General features: G+C 61.6%; 13 protein-coding genes. 4 read left to right on the top strand and 9 right to left on the bottom strand.

From position 1 onward, the window contains the following. Positions 1-6 precede the first annotated feature (6 nt). The 9 genes from BVH74_RS03625 to BVH74_RS03585 all read right to left on the bottom strand — a co-directional run bounded on the left by BVH74_RS03625 (position 7) and on the right by BVH74_RS03585 (position 11695). Positions 7-1593: a PHA/PHB synthase family protein gene (locus tag BVH74_RS03625; RefSeq protein ID WP_080048749.1), complete on the bottom strand. Its 1587-nt coding sequence runs from the start codon at positions 1591-1593 to the stop codon at positions 7-9. Positions 1594-1668: 75 nt separating this feature from the next. Beyond that, complete coding sequence (phaZ, locus tag BVH74_RS03620) at positions 1669-2532, bottom strand: poly(3-hydroxyalkanoate) depolymerase (protein WP_080048748.1); 864 nt, start codon at positions 2530-2532, stop codon at positions 1669-1671. Positions 2533-2539: 7 nt separating this feature from the next. Beyond that, complete coding sequence (gene phaC, locus BVH74_RS03615; protein ID WP_080048747.1) at positions 2540-4219, bottom strand: class II poly(R)-hydroxyalkanoic acid synthase; 1680 nt, start codon at positions 4217-4219, stop codon at positions 2540-2542. 196 nt (positions 4220-4415) lie between these two features. Then, on the bottom strand, positions 4416-4796 hold the full coding sequence (locus tag BVH74_RS03610) for a gamma-butyrobetaine hydroxylase family protein (RefSeq protein WP_080048746.1): 381 nt from the start codon (positions 4794-4796) through the stop codon (positions 4416-4418). A 274-nt stretch (positions 4797-5070) separates the two neighbouring features. After that, on the bottom strand, positions 5071-6411 hold the full coding sequence (gene hslU, locus BVH74_RS03605) for an ATP-dependent protease ATPase subunit HslU (protein ID WP_080048745.1): 1341 nt from the start codon (positions 6409-6411) through the stop codon (positions 5071-5073). 18 nt (positions 6412-6429) lie between these two features. Beyond that, entirely contained in the window at positions 6430-6975 is a 546-nt protein-coding gene (hslV, locus tag BVH74_RS03600; RefSeq protein ID WP_080048744.1) for an ATP-dependent protease subunit HslV, read from the bottom strand. A gap of 82 nt (positions 6976-7057) precedes the next feature. Continuing rightward, positions 7058-7651: an SPOR domain-containing protein gene (locus BVH74_RS03595; protein ID WP_080048743.1), complete on the bottom strand. Its 594-nt coding sequence runs from the start codon at positions 7649-7651 to the stop codon at positions 7058-7060. Between the two features lie 5 nt (positions 7652-7656). Next, positions 7657-9402, bottom strand: a complete 1746-nt coding sequence (argS, locus tag BVH74_RS03590) for an arginine--tRNA ligase (RefSeq protein ID WP_080048742.1) — start codon at positions 9400-9402, stop codon at positions 7657-7659. Between the two features lie 76 nt (positions 9403-9478). Beyond that, positions 9479-11695 (bottom strand): primosomal protein N', encoded by a 2217-nt coding sequence (locus tag BVH74_RS03585; protein ID WP_080048741.1) that lies wholly within the window; start codon positions 11693-11695, stop codon positions 9479-9481. Positions 11696-11953: 258 nt separating this feature from the next. Between BVH74_RS03585 and rpmE the strand changes: the two genes are divergently transcribed. The 4 genes from rpmE (at position 11954) to BVH74_RS03565 (ending at position 15774) form a co-directional block, all read left to right on the top strand. Then, complete coding sequence (rpmE, locus tag BVH74_RS03580; RefSeq protein ID WP_080048740.1) at positions 11954-12166, top strand: 50S ribosomal protein L31; 213 nt, start codon at positions 11954-11956, stop codon at positions 12164-12166. Between the two features lie 22 nt (positions 12167-12188). Continuing rightward, the gene (locus BVH74_RS03575; protein WP_080048739.1) at positions 12189-12971 is read left to right on the top strand and encodes a thermonuclease family protein; all 783 of its coding nucleotides are present in this window, start codon (positions 12189-12191) and stop codon (positions 12969-12971) included. Next, entirely contained in the window at positions 12972-14414 is a 1443-nt protein-coding gene (locus tag BVH74_RS03570; protein ID WP_080048738.1) for a M48 family metalloprotease, read from the top strand. It abuts the gene before it with no gap. Positions 14415-14511: 97 nt separating this feature from the next. Beyond that, positions 14512-15774 carry a malic enzyme-like NAD(P)-binding protein gene (locus tag BVH74_RS03565; RefSeq protein ID WP_080048737.1) on the top strand — a complete coding sequence of 421 codons (1263 nt, stop codon included), beginning with the start codon at positions 14512-14514 and terminating at the stop codon, positions 15772-15774. Positions 15775-15934 lie beyond the last annotated feature (160 nt).

The raw sequence follows: 15934 nt of genomic DNA, 5'->3' as shown, positions 1-15934 counted from the left end.
ACTCCCTTAAAGAAGGTGCACATAACGGCCAGGGGCTGGTGCCAGTGCTGGATGTTGCGCGTTGCCTGGTGTTGCCGGTGCCGGTTGATGGGGGCCGCTGTGGTCGTGCAGCCATTGGCACCAGGCTGGCCACCAACTGCCTTCGTGTGTGCTGCTGGCCTGTTCCCAATGTTCCACTGTGGTGCTGACTGGGCTTTGGCGATAACCGGCGCGTGGGCGCCCGGGAGGGCTGATCAGCCCTTGAATGTGTCCGCCGCGACACAGGATAAAGGTGGCGTTGGGGTTTGGCGTTTCCGGAAAGCTCTGACGCCAGGGCACGATATGGTCCTGTTCGGCGCCCAGGTGCCAGCTGGGTATCTGACCGGGTATCGCCGGCCGGTTTTCGACGCCGGACTCCAGCCAGCCTAGTAAGTCATCGACCAGTTGGGCTGGTAGCCGGGTGCTGTCCTGGTTCCAGAACAGCACCGGGTCGGGGCGGGTTGGCTGGCCCTGCAGGTAGCGCTGCATGGCCTGCGGCCAGACCAGTTGTCCAGGGCGCAGCCAGGCGAAGGCGCTGCACAGCTGTCGTGGCGTCAGGCAGCCCTGGCGCCAGACCGTTCGGCGTAATTGCTGGCGGCTGGCTGGCCCGGCCAGACGGGTCAGGTCGCTGGGATGCTGTGGATTCTGCGGCGTTACCCAGAAACTGAGGCTGGCCAATTGTTCGAGTTCGTCCCGGCTACTGAGCAACTGCAGCAGTTGCCGGGTTACCAGCCCGCCGGCACAGATACCCAACAACGAGACCTTACTGCTGGCACTGAGCTGCCGGCAAGCCTCAAGGGCCTCGGCGCAGCTGGCGGCATAATCGGGCAGGCCCCAGTCGCAGTGGCTGGGATTGGGGTTGCGCCAACTGATGACAAAGATCTGGATGCCCTGCTCCAGAGCGTAGCGGATCAGGCTGGTGTCAGGAGTCAGATCGAGCAGGTAATAGCGGTTGAGCGGCGGCGGTATGATCAGTAGCGGGTACTCCCGCACTCTGGGCGTGCTGGCCTGATATTGAATCAGCTCGTAGCGCGCGGTGCGTGCGACCACCTGGCCTGGACAGGTCGCCAGATCGCGGCCGACCTGGAAAGCGTCTTCATCATTGAGTGGCGGTAGCGGTCGATCCAGCAGCAGATCCTGGCGCAGCCGTTGCAGCCCTTGGCGCAGAGGCGCGCAGGGGCCATTACTCCAGGCCTGTGCCAGTTCTGGATTGAGTGGGCTGTTGTGCGGCGACAGGCTGTCGGCCAGCAGCCTGCCGAGTAACGCCAGGCGCTCGCGCTCGGCCTCGGCTAATTGCAGGCCTTCGAGCCAGGTCCGGCTTTGTTGCTGCCAGAGTTGCCAGGCTTGCAGGGCTTTGTGACGCAGTGGCTGCTGCCAGCCGGGATGCAAACCCGGTGGCAGCGCTGCTGCGGCGCTGTCGGGTGTGCGCAGAAGCTGGCCAAGTTGCTGGAACAGAGCCAGCGTGTGACGGGCGTGATGGCAAGGTTGCTGGGGCAGGGTACGCAATAGCGACAGCAGGCTGTCCGCCATGTCGGCGGACGCTTGATTGGGGTCATGGATACTGCGTTCGGGCATCCAGCATTCCTTGTTATAGGTGTCCGTCCCTGGATGCGGCAATCGATCCTGGCTGAGCTGCTGTGGCGCAATCGCTCAAGGTTTGGTTGCCGGCCTGACGAGTTGCGGGCGTATGACTGCACGCTGCTTTTCCTCGGCCAGAAACCGCATGATGATCGGTGCCACCGCATCGGCCCGGGTCACCAAAAACAGATGGCCGTCGTCGATGACGTGCAGTTCTGCATTGGGAATGCGCCAGGCCAGCAGGCGCATGTTGACCAGCGGGATGATCGGGTCATCGTCGCCAGCCAGCACCAGCGTTGGCTGCTTGATCCGGTGCAACCAGTGAATGCTGGTCCAGCCCAGTCCGGCGAACAGTTGCCAGTAATAGCCCAGCTTGCCCGAGGAGCGAACCTTGGCGGCATGCGCCTTGGCCAGCTTCGGGTCGCGACGGAAGCTGCCGCCATAAATATCCGGGGCGATCTTAACCCCGTGCGAGGGTTGAATATAGCGTCGAGGGCTGGCCATCTTCAGCAAGACCCCGGGACGTCCAGGCACCATCACTGTTCCGGCCGAAGTCGCGGCCAGAATCAGCTTCTTGCAGCGTTCGGGGTAGTCGTAGGCAAACTGCTGGGCCAGTGCACCGCCCCAGGACACGCCAATGACATTGATCTGGCCGTAACCCAGGTAGTCGAGCATGCGCGCGGCCAGCCGAGCCAACCCCGGGAACCGGAACGGGGTCAGTGGGGTGGATGAGCCACCCACCCCGGGCACGTCGAAGGCGATCACTTCCAGCTCTGGGTCGAGTGCCTGGACAAACGGGAACACCAGCTCCAGATTGGCGCCGATGCCGTTGAAGATCAGCAGCGGCGTATGGTTGCCCTGGCCAGGGCGAACCGCGGTACGCAGGAACTGGCCGTCCACCTCAATGGTGCGAAAGATGAAATGTTGTTGCGGCATATAGGCCCTAGCGCTCGTGTACATAGGTACCCGGGGCGGCTTCCAGCGCCGGGTAGTCGTCGTTGCCAAGCACCGCCGGAGCCGGCTTCAGCTTGCCGGCGCGGGCATGCAACCAGTCGCGCCAGTATTGCCACCAGGAGTCGGACTGCTTGGTAGCCGTCTCCAGCCAATGCTTCGGATCTTCACTCATTTGTGAGTTGGTGAAGAACCGGCCCTTGGGGTTGCCGGGTGGGTTCAGAATGCTCTGGATGTGCCCGCTGGACGAGAGTACAAACTCACACTTGCCGCCGAGCAGTCGTGCTGAGCGGAAGCAGGCCTCCCAGGGAGTGATGTGATCGTTGAGGCCGGCAATGCAGAAGAAGTCGCATTTGACCTGTTTCAGGTCAATCGGGGTGCCGCAGACTTCCAGTGCACCAGGACGGGTCAACGGGTTGGTCTTGAACAGTTCAAGGAATTCGCCGTGCAGCGCGGCCGGTAGCCGAGTGGTGTCATTGTTCCAGAACAGGATATCGAACACCGGCGGCTCGTTGCCGAGCAGGTAGTTGTTGACCCAGTAGTTCCAGATCAGGTCGTTGGGGCGCATCCAAGCGAATACCTTGGCCATGTCGCGGCCTTCCAGTACGCCGCTCTGATAGGACATGCGTCGTGCCGCTTCGATCGACTTTTCGTCGGCGAATAGTGCAACCTGGGTTTTGACGTCGGTATCCAGCACGCTGACCAGCAGGGTGAAGGAATGGACTTTCTTCTCTTTCAGCGCCGCGAGGTGGCCAAGCAGAGACACCGTGGTGACGCCGCCCGAGCAGGCTCCGAGCATGCTCAGGTCCTTGCTGCCGGTGATGGCCAGCACCGCGTCGATGGCTTCCTTGAGCGCCTCGATGTAGGTTGACAGGCCCCATTCGCGCTGAGCCTTGGTCGGGTTGCGCCAACTGACCACAAAGGTCTGCAGGTGACTGCTAACCAGATAGCGAGCCAGGCTTTTTTCCGGTGACAGGTCGAAAACATAGAATTTGTTGATCTGCGGTGGCACTACCAGCACCGGGCGTTCGTAGACTTCCTCGGTAAGCGGCTTGTATTGGATCAGTTCCAGCACTTCGTTGCGAAATACCACTGAGCCCTTGGTCGTGGCCAGGTTTTGGCCAACCTCAAAGGCGTTCATGTTGACCTGACTGGGCATGCCGCCGTTGTGCACCAGGTCCTGGGCCAGATGAGTGAGTCCGTCGAACAGGCTCTTACCGCCGGTTTCAAAGAAGCGTTTGAGCGCTGCCGGATTCAGGGCGGTATTGGTCGGAGCCATGGCTTCGGTCATCAGGGCAATGACGAACTGGGCGCGGCTGATGTCCTGGGGTGTCAGGTCGGCTTGGGTAATCCAGGTGTTGAGCTCCTGACGCCAGGCCAGGTAAGTCTGCATGTAGCGGCGATAGAGTGGGTTGAGGCTCCAGGTCGGATCGCTGAAGCGTTTGTCGTCCGGGGCCGGGGCTATGTCTGAGCGCCCGAGCATTACGTCCTTGACCGCCAGTCCCAGGCGACCAACATGTTTGAGGCTGTGAATCGGCTGCTTGACGGTTTGGCGCAGTACCAGGCGGGCAGTGCTAAGCAGATCACGGGCCGGAATCCCGACCACCGGGTTGGGGCCCAAAATGTTTTCGCTGGCTTTTTGACTGATGTCTTCGTTGTTCTTGTTGGCCATGTTTACGCTCCGTTGTGATGCAGGTACAGCAGTGCAGCAAGCGCCATGCCAAAAACAGGAACAGGCTGATCGCTATGACCTGGAAAAATATTGCGTCCTTGAGACAAGTTAGCACGCACGCTGGGCGCTGTTAACCAGTCTTTCGGTACCGGAACTGGAATTATCGGAGAGAAAGATTACAGACTGGTTAGTCGGTTCAGGGCTTGAAGCGTACAACCGAAACGTCTGGGTCACGACTGGCACCAGCGGCGTCCAGTTGGTCGAGGTAGATTTGCCAGCGCTGGGGATATTCGCTGGCCAGTTGGTAGAGGTAATCCCAACTGTACAGACCACTGTCATGGCCGTCGTCGAACACCAGCTTGAGCGCGTAACGGCCGGCGGGTTCGACATTCAGCAAAGCCACGTTTTGCTTGCCGGTTTGCAGCACCGGTTTGCCATGCCCGCGGACTTCGGCTGAGGGGGAGTTGACCCGTAGGTACTCGGCCGGCAGCGCAAAGCTGCGACCATCGGCATAACCCAGCTCCAGGGTACGCGAGGTCTTGTGCAGCTTGATGGTGGTCGGCAGCGGAGCGGGCATGCTTGGTCCTGGTTGTCAGTTAAGGAAACACTGATTAAATCAGTTTCGGTGTTGACCCAATTGTCGCTGACCTGTTCTGGACACGCCGTGAACCCCCTCCGGGTCCGGCCAACCGATCACAGATCGGTCGGCGTTCGGCTGCGCACCAAGTATGCTTGGTAAACGCTTGCCTCACCCCTGGGGGCTTGACGATGCCCATCCGGGGCATCGACAGTCCAGAACAGGTCAGCGACAACCGGGCCACTGGACTTGCGTGCAATTAATCAGCGTTTCCTTAAAGAATATAGCGTGACAGATCTTCGTTGACCGCTAGTTCGCCCAAGTGTTGATCGACATAGCCGGCGTCGATCCGCAGCGGCTGCTCATCGTGCTTGGAAGCCAGGTCGCCGGCGCTGAACGAGACCTCTTCAAGCAGGCGCTCAAGTACCGTATGCAGGCGCCGGGCGCCGATGTTCTCGGTTTTCTCGTTGACCTGCCAGGCAATCTCGGCCAGCCGGGTGATGGCATCGCTGGTGAACTCGATGCGCAACCCTTCGGTTTCCATCAGCGCCTTGTACTGCTCGGTCAGCGAGGCATGCGGCTCGGTCAGGATGCGTTCGAAGTCGCCGGGTGTCAGCGATTGCAGCTCGACCCGGATAGGCAGTCGGCCTTGCAGCTCGGGGATCAGGTCCGACGGCTTGGTCAGGTGGAAGGCACCGGAAGCAATGAACAGAATGTGGTCGGTCTTGATCATGCCGAACTTGGTATTGACCGTGCAGCCCTCGATCAGCGGCAGCAGGTCACGCTGCACGCCTTCGCGGGAAACATCGGCACCGCCACCACTGTTGGCGCGTTTGCTGACCTTGTCGATCTCGTCGATGAACACGATCCCGTTCTGCTCCACTGCCTCGATGGCGCGGCCCTTGAGCTCTTCCTCATTGACCAGCTTGGCGGCTTCCTCGTCGCGCACCAGCTTCAGCGCTTCCTTGACCTTGAGGGTACGAGTCTTGCGTTTGCCCTTGCCGAAGTTGGAGAACATGTTCTGCAACTGGTTGGTCATTTCCTCCATGCCCGGCGGCGCCATGATCTCGACCCCGACCGGGATGTCGGCCACCTCAATGTCGATGTCCTTGTCGTCCAGCTGACCTTCGCGCAGGCGCTTGCGAAACAGCTGGCGAGTGCTGTTGTCTTCGCGTACCGGCTGATCGCTGACGCCTTGTCGGGCGGGCGGCAACAGGGCGTCGAGAATGCGCTCTTCGGCCAGGTCTTCGGCGCGGTGCTGAACCTTGGTCATCTCCTGCTCGCGCAGCATCTTGATCGCGGCATCGACCAGATCGCGAACAATCGACTCGACGTCACGGCCAACATAGCCGACTTCGGTAAATTTGGTCGCTTCGACCTTGATGAAGGGCGCTTGTGCCAAGCGCGCCAGGCGTCGGGCGATTTCGGTTTTGCCGACCCCGGTGGGGCCGATCATCAGAATGTTCTTCGGAGTGACCTCGGCGCGCAGGGCTTCGGGGAGTTGCTGGCGCCGCCAGCGGTTGCGCAGGGCAATGGCCACGGCGCGCTTGGCGTTCTGCTGGCCGATGATGTGGCGGTCGAGTTCGTGGACGATTTCACGGGGCGTCATGGACATGGATGATTTCCGGTCGCCTCAGGTATCGGCGTCCAGCTCCTCGATGGTCAGGTTACGGTTGGTGTAGATGCAGATGTCGCCGGCAATATTCAGACTGGTTTCGACGATCTCGCGGGCTGGCAGGTCGGTATGCTGCAGCAGGGCAGTGGCGGCGGCCTGGGCGTAGGGGCCGCCGGAGCCAATGGCGATCAGGCCGTTTTCCGGCTCGATCACGTCACCGTTGCCGGTAATGATCAACGAGGCATCTTTGTTGGCGACGGCCAGCAGGGCCTCGAGACGGCGCAGGGCACGGTCGGTACGCCAGTCCTTGGCCAGCTCGACGGCGGCGCGGACCAGATGGCCTTGGTGTTTCTCCAGTTGCGCCTCGAATCGCTCGAACAGGGTAAAGGCGTCGGCGGTGCCGCCAGCGAAGCCGGCAATCACCAGGTCCTTGTACAGACGGCGAACTTTGCGGGCGTTGCCCTTCATGACGGTATTGCCCAGGGAAACCTGGCCATCGCCGCCGATCACGACCTTGCCGTGGCGACGAACGGATACGATTGTAGTCACACGCAGCTCCTGCATGGCTGGGAAAGAGGTGGCAGCGCACTGCCATGCAGGTTAAGTGGGGGCGCCCGCAGCGATTTCAAGCCCGGGCGCGGTTGGCTCAGTTGAGATTGACGGTGCGCTGTTGTAACAGCAGGTTATCGAACCCGTTGCCAGTCAGGGTTTGCTGGGCCTGGGTCAGGCTGTTGCGATCCTGGAACGGGCCAACCTGCACTCGGTACCAGGTCTCACCGCTGTTGAGCTTGGCGCTTTCCAGTTGCACGTCCAGACCCATCAGCAGGATCTGGGCGCGCACCCGGTCGGCTTCGCTGCGCTGGCGGAATGAGCCGGCCTGCAGGTAGAAGCGGGTAGCGACCTGCGGTTTGCTGGTTTCCGGGGGAGTGGCTGGCGTAGCAGGCGGGGTTGCCGGCACAGCACTCTCTGGCACTAGCACCTCGGACTCTGGCAGCAGGGTATAGAAGTCATAGCGCGGGCGCTGTTCCTGCACTGGCGCCGGGCGAGTGGGTTGCGGGGTCGGCTTGGGGGTGGCATCCCGGCGCACTCCATCGCGTCCCGGTTCCAGCTGGAACAGGAAGGCGACGAACAGGCCGATTGCCAGGCCGCCAACCAGCCACAGCCAGCCGGGAATGGCGCGCCGCTGTTTGGGTTGCGCCCGGCTGGCGCCGCGGCGGGGAGCTTTGCGTCCTTTTGCCATGCTGCTTACATGCGCTCCAGAGTCTCAATGCCGAGCAGGTTAAGGCCTTGCTTGAGGGTTCGTCCAGTCAGGGCTGCCAGGCGCAGGCGGCTGTCGCGTTGGCTGGCTTGTTCGGCGCTGAGGATCGGGCACTGCTCGTAGAAGCTGGAGAAGCGCCCGGCCAGTTCATACAGATAATGGCAGAGCACATGGGGCGTGCCTTCGCGGGCCACATAGTTGAGCGTCGGGCCGAACTGGGCCAGGTGCGCGGCCAGATCCAGCTCAGCCTCATGCTCCAGGCTCAGCGGCGCCAGGTCGTCGAGCTGCTGCATGTCGCGCTCAAGCTTGCGGAACACACTGGCCACCCGGGTGTAGGCGTACATCAGATAGGGCGCGGTGTTGCCCTCGAAGCTGAGCATCTGCTCAAAGTTGAAGCTGTAGTCGCTGCTGCGGTGCTTGGACAGGTCGGCGTACTTGACTGCACCGATCCCGACTGCGCGGGCGATCTGCTTGAGTTCGGCCTCGGGCAGGTCGGGGTTCTTCTGCTGAACCAGGGCGTAGGCGCGCTGTTCGGCTTCGTCGAGCAGGTCGATCAGCTTGACGGTGCCGCCGTCACGGGTCTTGAACGGTTTGCCGTCAGCGCCGTTCATGGTGCCAAAGCCCATGTGTTCGAGCTGCATCTCGGCCGGGACGAAACCAGCCTGGCGCGCTACGGCGAATACTTGTTGGAAGTGCAGGGCCTGTCGCTGGTCGACAAAGTACAGTACCCGGTCGGCTTGCAGTTGCTCATGGCGATAGCGCATGGCGGCCAGGTCGGTGGTGGCATAGAGAAAACCGCCGCCGGCCTTTTGCACGATCACTGGCAGCGGTTTGCCTTCGCTGTTTTTGAATTCGTCGAGGAATACGCATTGGGCGCCTTCGCTCTCGCTCAGCAGGCCGCTGGCGCGCAGGGACTCGACCACGCCTGTGAGCATGTCGTTATAGGCGCTTTCGCCACGCACATCGGCGGCGCTCAGGCTGACACCCAGGCGGTCGTAGACGGCCTGGCAATGGCCCAGCGAGATGTTGTTGAAGCGCTGCCACAGAGCCAGGCATTCGGCGTCGCCGGCCTGCAGCTCGACTACCCGCTGGCGCGCACGGTCGGCGAACTCGGGGCTGTCGTCGAAGCGCTTCTTGGCCTGGCGGTAGAAGTGCTCCAGATCGCCCAGCTCGGCTTCGGCGTCGACGCTGTGTTCTTCCAGGTAGGCCAGCAGCATGCCGAACTGGGTGCCCCAGTCGCCCACGTGGTTCTGGCGGATGACGCTGTGGCCGAGAAACTCAAGTACCCGGGCTACGGCATCGCCAATGATGGTCGAGCGCAGGTGGCCGACGTGCATTTCCTTGGCCAGGTTCGGTGAGGAGTAGTCAACCACCACACGCTGCAGGGGATCTGCTGGGGGAACTCCCAGCTTGGCATCGGTCAGCGCCTGCTCCAGTTGTCGGGCCAGCCAGGCACTGTCCTGGAAAAAGTTGATGAAGCCGGGGCCGGCGATGCTGACCTCGCGCACGGCTTCGTGGGCAGGCAGCGCGGCAATCAGCTTTTCGGCCAGATCACGCGGTTTCATGCCGGCCGGTTTGGCCAGGGTCATGGCCAGGTTGCTGGCGAAATCACCATGGGCCTTGTCGCGGGCGGTTTCCACCTGGATTTTGGGACTCAGGTCGGTAGGCAGTACGCCTTGCTGTTGCAGGGTGCTGACGGCGCTGGCGAGCAGTTGGCTGATCAGGTTTTTCATGGCTGTGTGGTCTTCCGGCAGGGGGCCATCGGGGAAACCGGCTATTATCCCGTTTCAGGGCGGACTTGCCAAATGCTCAGAACATGTCGAGCGGATCGACATCCAGCGACCAGCGGACCTTGCGGCCCAGCGGCTCCTGCTCCAGCAGGCCGAGCCAGGGGTGCAGCAAGCTGTGCAGGGTAGAGCGCTGGTCGGCCAGAACCAGCAACTGAGCTCGGTAACGCCCGGCGCGCCTCTCCATTGGCGAGGGTACCGGGCCGAGCAGTTCGATACCCTGCAGCCCTTGTTGGGTCTTGAGATGCTCGGCCAGATCGCAGGCCTGATCGAGGAAACTTTCGGTCTGGTCGACCCGATTGGCTTCGGCGCGCAGCAGGGCAATGAAGCTGAACGGTGGCAGATGGGCTGCCTCGCGGGCGCTCAGTTCGCGCTGGGCAATGGCCGGGTAACCATGCTCGGTCAGATCAATCAGCAGGGGATGTTCGGCCATATGGGTCTGGATTAGCACCTGCCCGGGCTTGTTTGCCCGCCCGGCGCGGCCAGCTACCTGGGTAATCATCTGAGCCATGCGTTCGGCGCCGCGAAAGTCGGCGGAGAACAGGCCGCCGTCGGCATCGAGGATGGCGACCAGGGTGACATCAGGGAAGTGGTGGCCCTTGGCGAGCATCTGGGTGCCGACCAGCAGGCAGGGGGCGCCGCTGTGAATGCGGGTCAGCAGCTTCTGCATGGCATCCTTGCGCGCAGTGCTGTCGCGATCGATCCGCAGCACCGGAGTATCGGGGAAGCGCTGGCTCAGATGCTCTTCGGTACGCTCGGTACCGGCGCCGATCGGACGCAGGTCGGCACTGTTGCATTTGGGGCAGTGGCGATCAAGCGGGCGCTGGCTGTCGCAATGGTGGCAGTGCAGGTGGCTGGGCGCCTGATGTACGGTCATGCGGGCGTCACAGCGTCGGCATTCGGCGATCCAGCCGCAGTCATGGCACATCAGTGTAGGAGCAAAGCCGCGCCGATTGATAAACACCAGCACCTGATTGCCCTGCCTGAGATGCTGGTCGATAGCCTGCAGCAACGGTTGCGACAGGCCGCCCTCCAGGGGGCGACTGCGAATGTCCAGGCACTGGAAACGAGGAGCCTGGGCATTGCCGGCCCGCTGGGTCAGGCGTAGGTGCCGATAACGTCCGCGCTGGGCGTTGTGCAGGGTTTCCAGCGATGGGGTGGCCGAGCCGAGAATGACCGGCATGTTTTCCAGGTGACCGCGATACACCGCCAGATCGCGGGCGTTGTAGCGCAGACCGTCCTGCTGTTTGTAAGACAGGTCATGCTCTTCATCGACGATCAGCAGGCCCGGCTGCGCCAGCGGGGTAAATACCGCCGACCGGGTACCGATGACAATCCCGACTTCGCCGTCGCGGGCGGCAATCCAGGCATCCAGGCGCTCACGGTCGTTGAGCCCGGAATGCAGAATCACCACTGGTGTGCTGAAGCGTTGGCGAAAGCGTTCCAAGGTCTGTGGGGTCAGACCGATTTCCGGGATCAGCACCAGGGCCTGGCGGCCCTGGCGCAGGCAGTGTTCGATCGCCTGCAGGTAGACCTCGGTCTTGCCGCTGCCGGTCACGCCTTCGAGTAGCCAGGTATTAAAACCTGGGGTCTCCAGAATCGCCGCTAATGCGGCCTGTTGCTCGGGGTTGGCCGTCAGTGGCGCCTCTCTTAATAAAGGCAGCGGCTCATGGCTGTGGTGTGGGGACTGGCTGATGCGCCTAGCCAGGCCTTTGCGCTCCAGCGCCTCAAGGCTGTCGCGGCTAAGCCCCCATTGGCTGATCAGTGCATGCGACAGGCCGTGGGGGTGGCGGGCCAGGATCTGGACCGCGTGCTTCTGTTTCTGTGCCCGGCTCAGGGCCGGATGTTCCGGGTAGGCGCCTGGACAGAGTTGCCAAAGCACATCCTGGCGAGCCAGGGCTGGTTCGCCCTGGCGCAGCAGCACCGGCAGGGCGCAGCTCAGGGTGTCACCCAGGCTGTGCTGGTAGTATTGCGCGGTCCAATAGCATAGTCGCCACAGGCTGTCCGGCAGCAGGGGCTTGAGGTCTATCAGCTCCAAGGCTGGTTTGAGTTTGGCGGCAGGCACATCGCTATGCTCGGCCAGGCCGGCGATCAGACCAACCAGTTGCCGTTGGCCAAAAGACACGCGTACCCGCTGGCCGATCTTAAGCTGCTCAGGGTGCACGCCAGCCGGCGCCCGGTAGTCGAACAGGCGGCGCAGTGGCGAGGGCAGGGCAACTTGCAGTATGGGTCCGGGCACGGGCGTTCTCTGGTGATGACCTGGATGAAACTGCGCTGATGTTAGCATCAGGGGGCGGGGAACAACGCCTTATATATGCCGGATATGTTCCTGAAGTGCTGGTAAATAGCGCCGATGCTTGCGTCTGGGGTGGATTCTGGTATCATCGCCGGCCTATTTTCAGATCCCTTGTGCGTGAGCCCGGGAGCTGGCGTACAAACACCGTGCGGTGCCTGATCAAGTCGGTCCGGTGGCGGCACACCCAAAGAGGAATTCATCATGAAAGCTGATTTGCATCCCGCCTACGCAGAAGTCGAAGCTACCTGCAGCTGCGGCAACGTGATCAAGACCCGTTCGACTTTGTGCCAGGCGTTCCACATCGACGTGTGCTCCGAGTGCCACCCGTTCTACACCGGAAAGCAGAAGGTCCTGGACACCGGCGGTCGTATCGAGCGCTTCAAGCAGCGTTTCGGTGTGGTTGGCACCAAGTAACAAACTGCACGGCCCTGCAAGGATGGCAAGGCAAGCAACCAAGAAGGCGCTCCTGTGGGGCGCCTTTTTTGTTGCCTGCAGTTTGCTCCAGCCGGTTGCGGCCGAGATTTGCACGCCACCTGCCGTTGCTGAGCTGGTAACTGCGGCCCGGGTCATCGATGGCGATACTTTGCGCCTGGAGGACGGGCGGCGTGTGCGGCTGATCGGCATTGATACGCCCGAGATTGGTCGTGAAGGTCGTGCGTCTGAGCCGTTCGCTGAACAGGCCCGGGAGCGTTTGCAAGCGTTGGTGCGCGAGCCGGGCTTGCAGTTGGTGGTTGGTCAGCAGGCGGAGGATCGCTATGGGCGGACTCTGGGCCATCTGTTTACCGGTCGAGGTGCCAATATCGAGGCGTTGCTGCTGGCCGATGGGCTTGGGTTCGCGCTGGCGGTGCCGCCTAATCTGGCGCTGCTGGAGTGTCATGCCGCGGCCGAGGGTGAGGCCCGCCGGGAACTGCTGGGAGTGTGGCGCCAGCCGCCGCTGCCGGCGGCCCGGGCGAAGGCTGGTTTTCAGGTATTGCGTGGCAGGATCGCTCGCGTGCAGTCGGCCGGACGTTATCTGTGGCTGGAGTTGGATGGGCCTATTGTGCTGCGACTGGCTTTGGATGATGCCTCCCTGTGGGCAGCGTCGCCGCAGCACTGGCATGGCCGTGAGGTTGAGGTGCGTGGCTGGGTCATTGACCGGCGACAACAGACGGGGGTAAAACCAGGGTTTAAGCCATTCATGTTGCCAGTGCGTCATCCGTTCATGCTGGGGCTGCAATAAATGTCTGGGCCAGTTGTTCTTTTGTCAGGGTTGTTGTTGCTGGTCGTGTTGACCGGCTGTGCGCCTAATCCGGTGACGGGGCGGCAGGATTTCGTGATGATGTCCGAGGCTCAGGAGCTGACGCTGGGTCGCCAGGCTAGTCAGCAGCTTGAGCAGCAGTTGTCGATGGTTGGGGATGAGGCTCTGCAGGCTTACGTGCAGGGCGTAGGGCAACGCTTGGCGCAGGCCAGTCATCGCCCGGGCCTCGATTACCGGTTTCGGGTGGTCGACAGTGCTGATGTCAACGCCTTTGCCTTGCCAGGCGGGCATATCTATATCCACCGTGGGCTGCTGGCCTATCTGAACTCCGAAGCTGAGCTGGCTGCTGTGCTTGGTCATGAGCTCGGTCACGTCACCGCCCGCCATGGGGTGCGTCAGCAGAGTATGGCCATGGGTACTGGGCTGCTCAGTGATCTGCTGACCATCGGGACCGGTGTCAGGGCGGCCGGCGACCTGAGCAATATATTGGGTACAGCGATGGTCCGTGGTTATGGGCGAGAGATGGAGCTGGAGGCCGATGGGCTGGGTGCCGAGTATCTGGCGCGCACGGGGTATCGACCGCAGGCCATGTTGAGTGTCATTGGTGTACTCAAGGATCAGGATGACTACCATCGCCAGCGTGCGGCGGCCGAGGGGCGTGAAGTGGCGGGCTATCATGGGCTGTTCGCTACACACCCTACCCATGATCAGCGTCTGCGCCAGGTGGTGGCCAGGGCTGAGGCGCTGGCCGGCGATCAGGCGCAGCATGACGGTATTGGGGAGTATCTCAAGGCGATCGACGGATTGGTGTACGGCAGCAGTGCGCGTGAAGGGATTGTGCGCGGCTCGCAGTTCTTTCATGTTGACCTGGATCTGGCCCTGAGTTATCCGCAGGGCTGGGTGCTGGTCAATCGGCCGGATGTGTTGCTGGCGCATACGCCGGATCAGCAGGGGTTTATCGCATTGGTGCTTGAGCGTCTGAGTCGGCCATTGACAGCAGAGGAGTTGCTGCGCCAGCGTGCTGGTAACCAACGTCTGGTGCAGGAGCAGGCGTTCAGTGGCCCGGGTTATCAGGGCTATATGGCGATCATTCCCGGCAATCAGGCGCGCCGAGTGGCCGCCATAGTTCGGGGTGAGCAGGCCTTTCTGTTTGTCGCCGGATTCAGGGGGCGTGGCCCGCTGGAGTTATACGATGCGGGCTTTGTCGAGGTAATCGGCAGTTTTCGTGCGCTTGAGGCTAGTGAGCGTGCGCAGGCCGAGCCGCTGCGCATCCGTTTGCGGCGTGCCAGGGTTGGCGACAACTACGCCAGCCTGGCGCAAGGCAGCCCACTTGGCGAGGAGGCTGAAGCGCGGTTGCGGCTGCTGAATGGGCACTGGCCGACAGGTGAGCCGGCGGCGGGTCAATGGCTCAAAGTTGTAAAATAATGTCCTCGTCATATATTCCGTGAATAATCTTGTTCGGGTACATGCTTTTCGGTATTCTCGGCCGTCCGCATGAGCAACTTGACTGGAATTTTTGACCATGTCCGATTTGAGAACCGATGCACTTGCCTATCACGCCAATCCGCGCCCGGGCAAGTTGAGCGTTGAACTGACCAAGCCTACCGCTACTGCCCGTGACCTGGCGTTGGCCTACAGCCCGGGTGTTGCTGAGCCGGTACGCGAGATCGCCAAGGATCCCGAAAACGCCTTCAAATACACCGGCAAGGGCAACCTGGTTGCGGTGATTTCCGATGGTACCGCGATTCTCGGTTTGGGTAATCTGGGGCCGCTGGCGAGCAAGCCGGTCATGGAAGGCAAGGGTGTGCTGTTCAAGCGCTTTGCTGGCGTCGACGTGTTCGACATTGAGGTCGAAGCTGAAAGCCCTCAGGCTTTCATTGATACCGTCAAGCGTATCTCCTGCACCTTTGGTGGCATCAACCTGGAAGATATCAAGGCGCCTGAGTGCTTTGAGATCGAGCGCGCACTGATTGAGCAGTGCGACATCCCAGTATTCCACGATGACCAGCACGGTACTGCTATCGTTACCGCTGCGGCCATGATCAATGCTCTGGAATTGGCCGACAAGACCATCGAAGATGCCAAGATCGTCTGCCTCGGTGCCGGTGCTGCGGCCATCGCCTGCATGAAGCTGCTGGTATCCATGGGTGCCAAGGTTGAAAACATCTATATGCTCGACCGCAAGGGCGTGATCCATGCTGGTCGTGATGATCTGAACGAGTACAAGGCGATCTTCGCCACTGAGACCGACAAGCGCACTCTGACCGACGCGCTCAAGGGTGCTGATGTATTCGTTGGTCTGTCTGGTCCGGACCTGCTGCCGCCAGCCGACCTCAAGCTGATGGCCGAAAACCCGATCGTATTCGCCTGCTCCAACCCAGATCCGGAAATCAAGCCGGAGCTGGCTCATGCGGCGCGTCCGGACGTGATCATGGCTACTGGCCGCTCCGACTATCCGAATCAGGTCAACAACGTGCTGGGCTTCCCCTTTATCTTCCGTGGTGCGCTCGACGTGCGTGCAACCCGGATCAATGAAGAGATGAAGATCGCTGCGGTTCATGCCATCCGCGAACTGGCCAAAGAGCCGGTGCCGGAGTATGTATCCGAGGCCTACGGCGGCATCAAGCTCGAATTTGGTCGTGAGTACATCATTCCCAAGCCGATGGATGTGCGTCTGATCGAGCGCGTACCGGCTGCCGTGGCTCAGGCTGCTATTGATTCGGGTGTGGCGACTCAGCCTTACCCTGCTCACTACCCGCTGATGTCGGTAGAAGACGTCAAGTAACGCGGTTTGGTGGTCGTACAAAGCCCCGCCTCTGGCGGGGCTTTGCATTTGTGCAGTAAAAGTTTTGGAAAAAGTCTTGACGGTGTTTTGAAAGTGCCTATAATGCGCCTCTCGCTGATCGCGGTGCTTTGTTTAAAGTGCTTTAGGATCAATGGGTTAC

It is taken from the genome of Halopseudomonas phragmitis (assembly GCF_002056295.1).
GTDB lineage: Bacteria > Pseudomonadota > Gammaproteobacteria > Pseudomonadales > Pseudomonadaceae > Halopseudomonas > Halopseudomonas phragmitis.
Note: the sequence above shows the minus strand (reverse complement) of the source record. Positions and strands in the feature narration are given on the sequence as shown.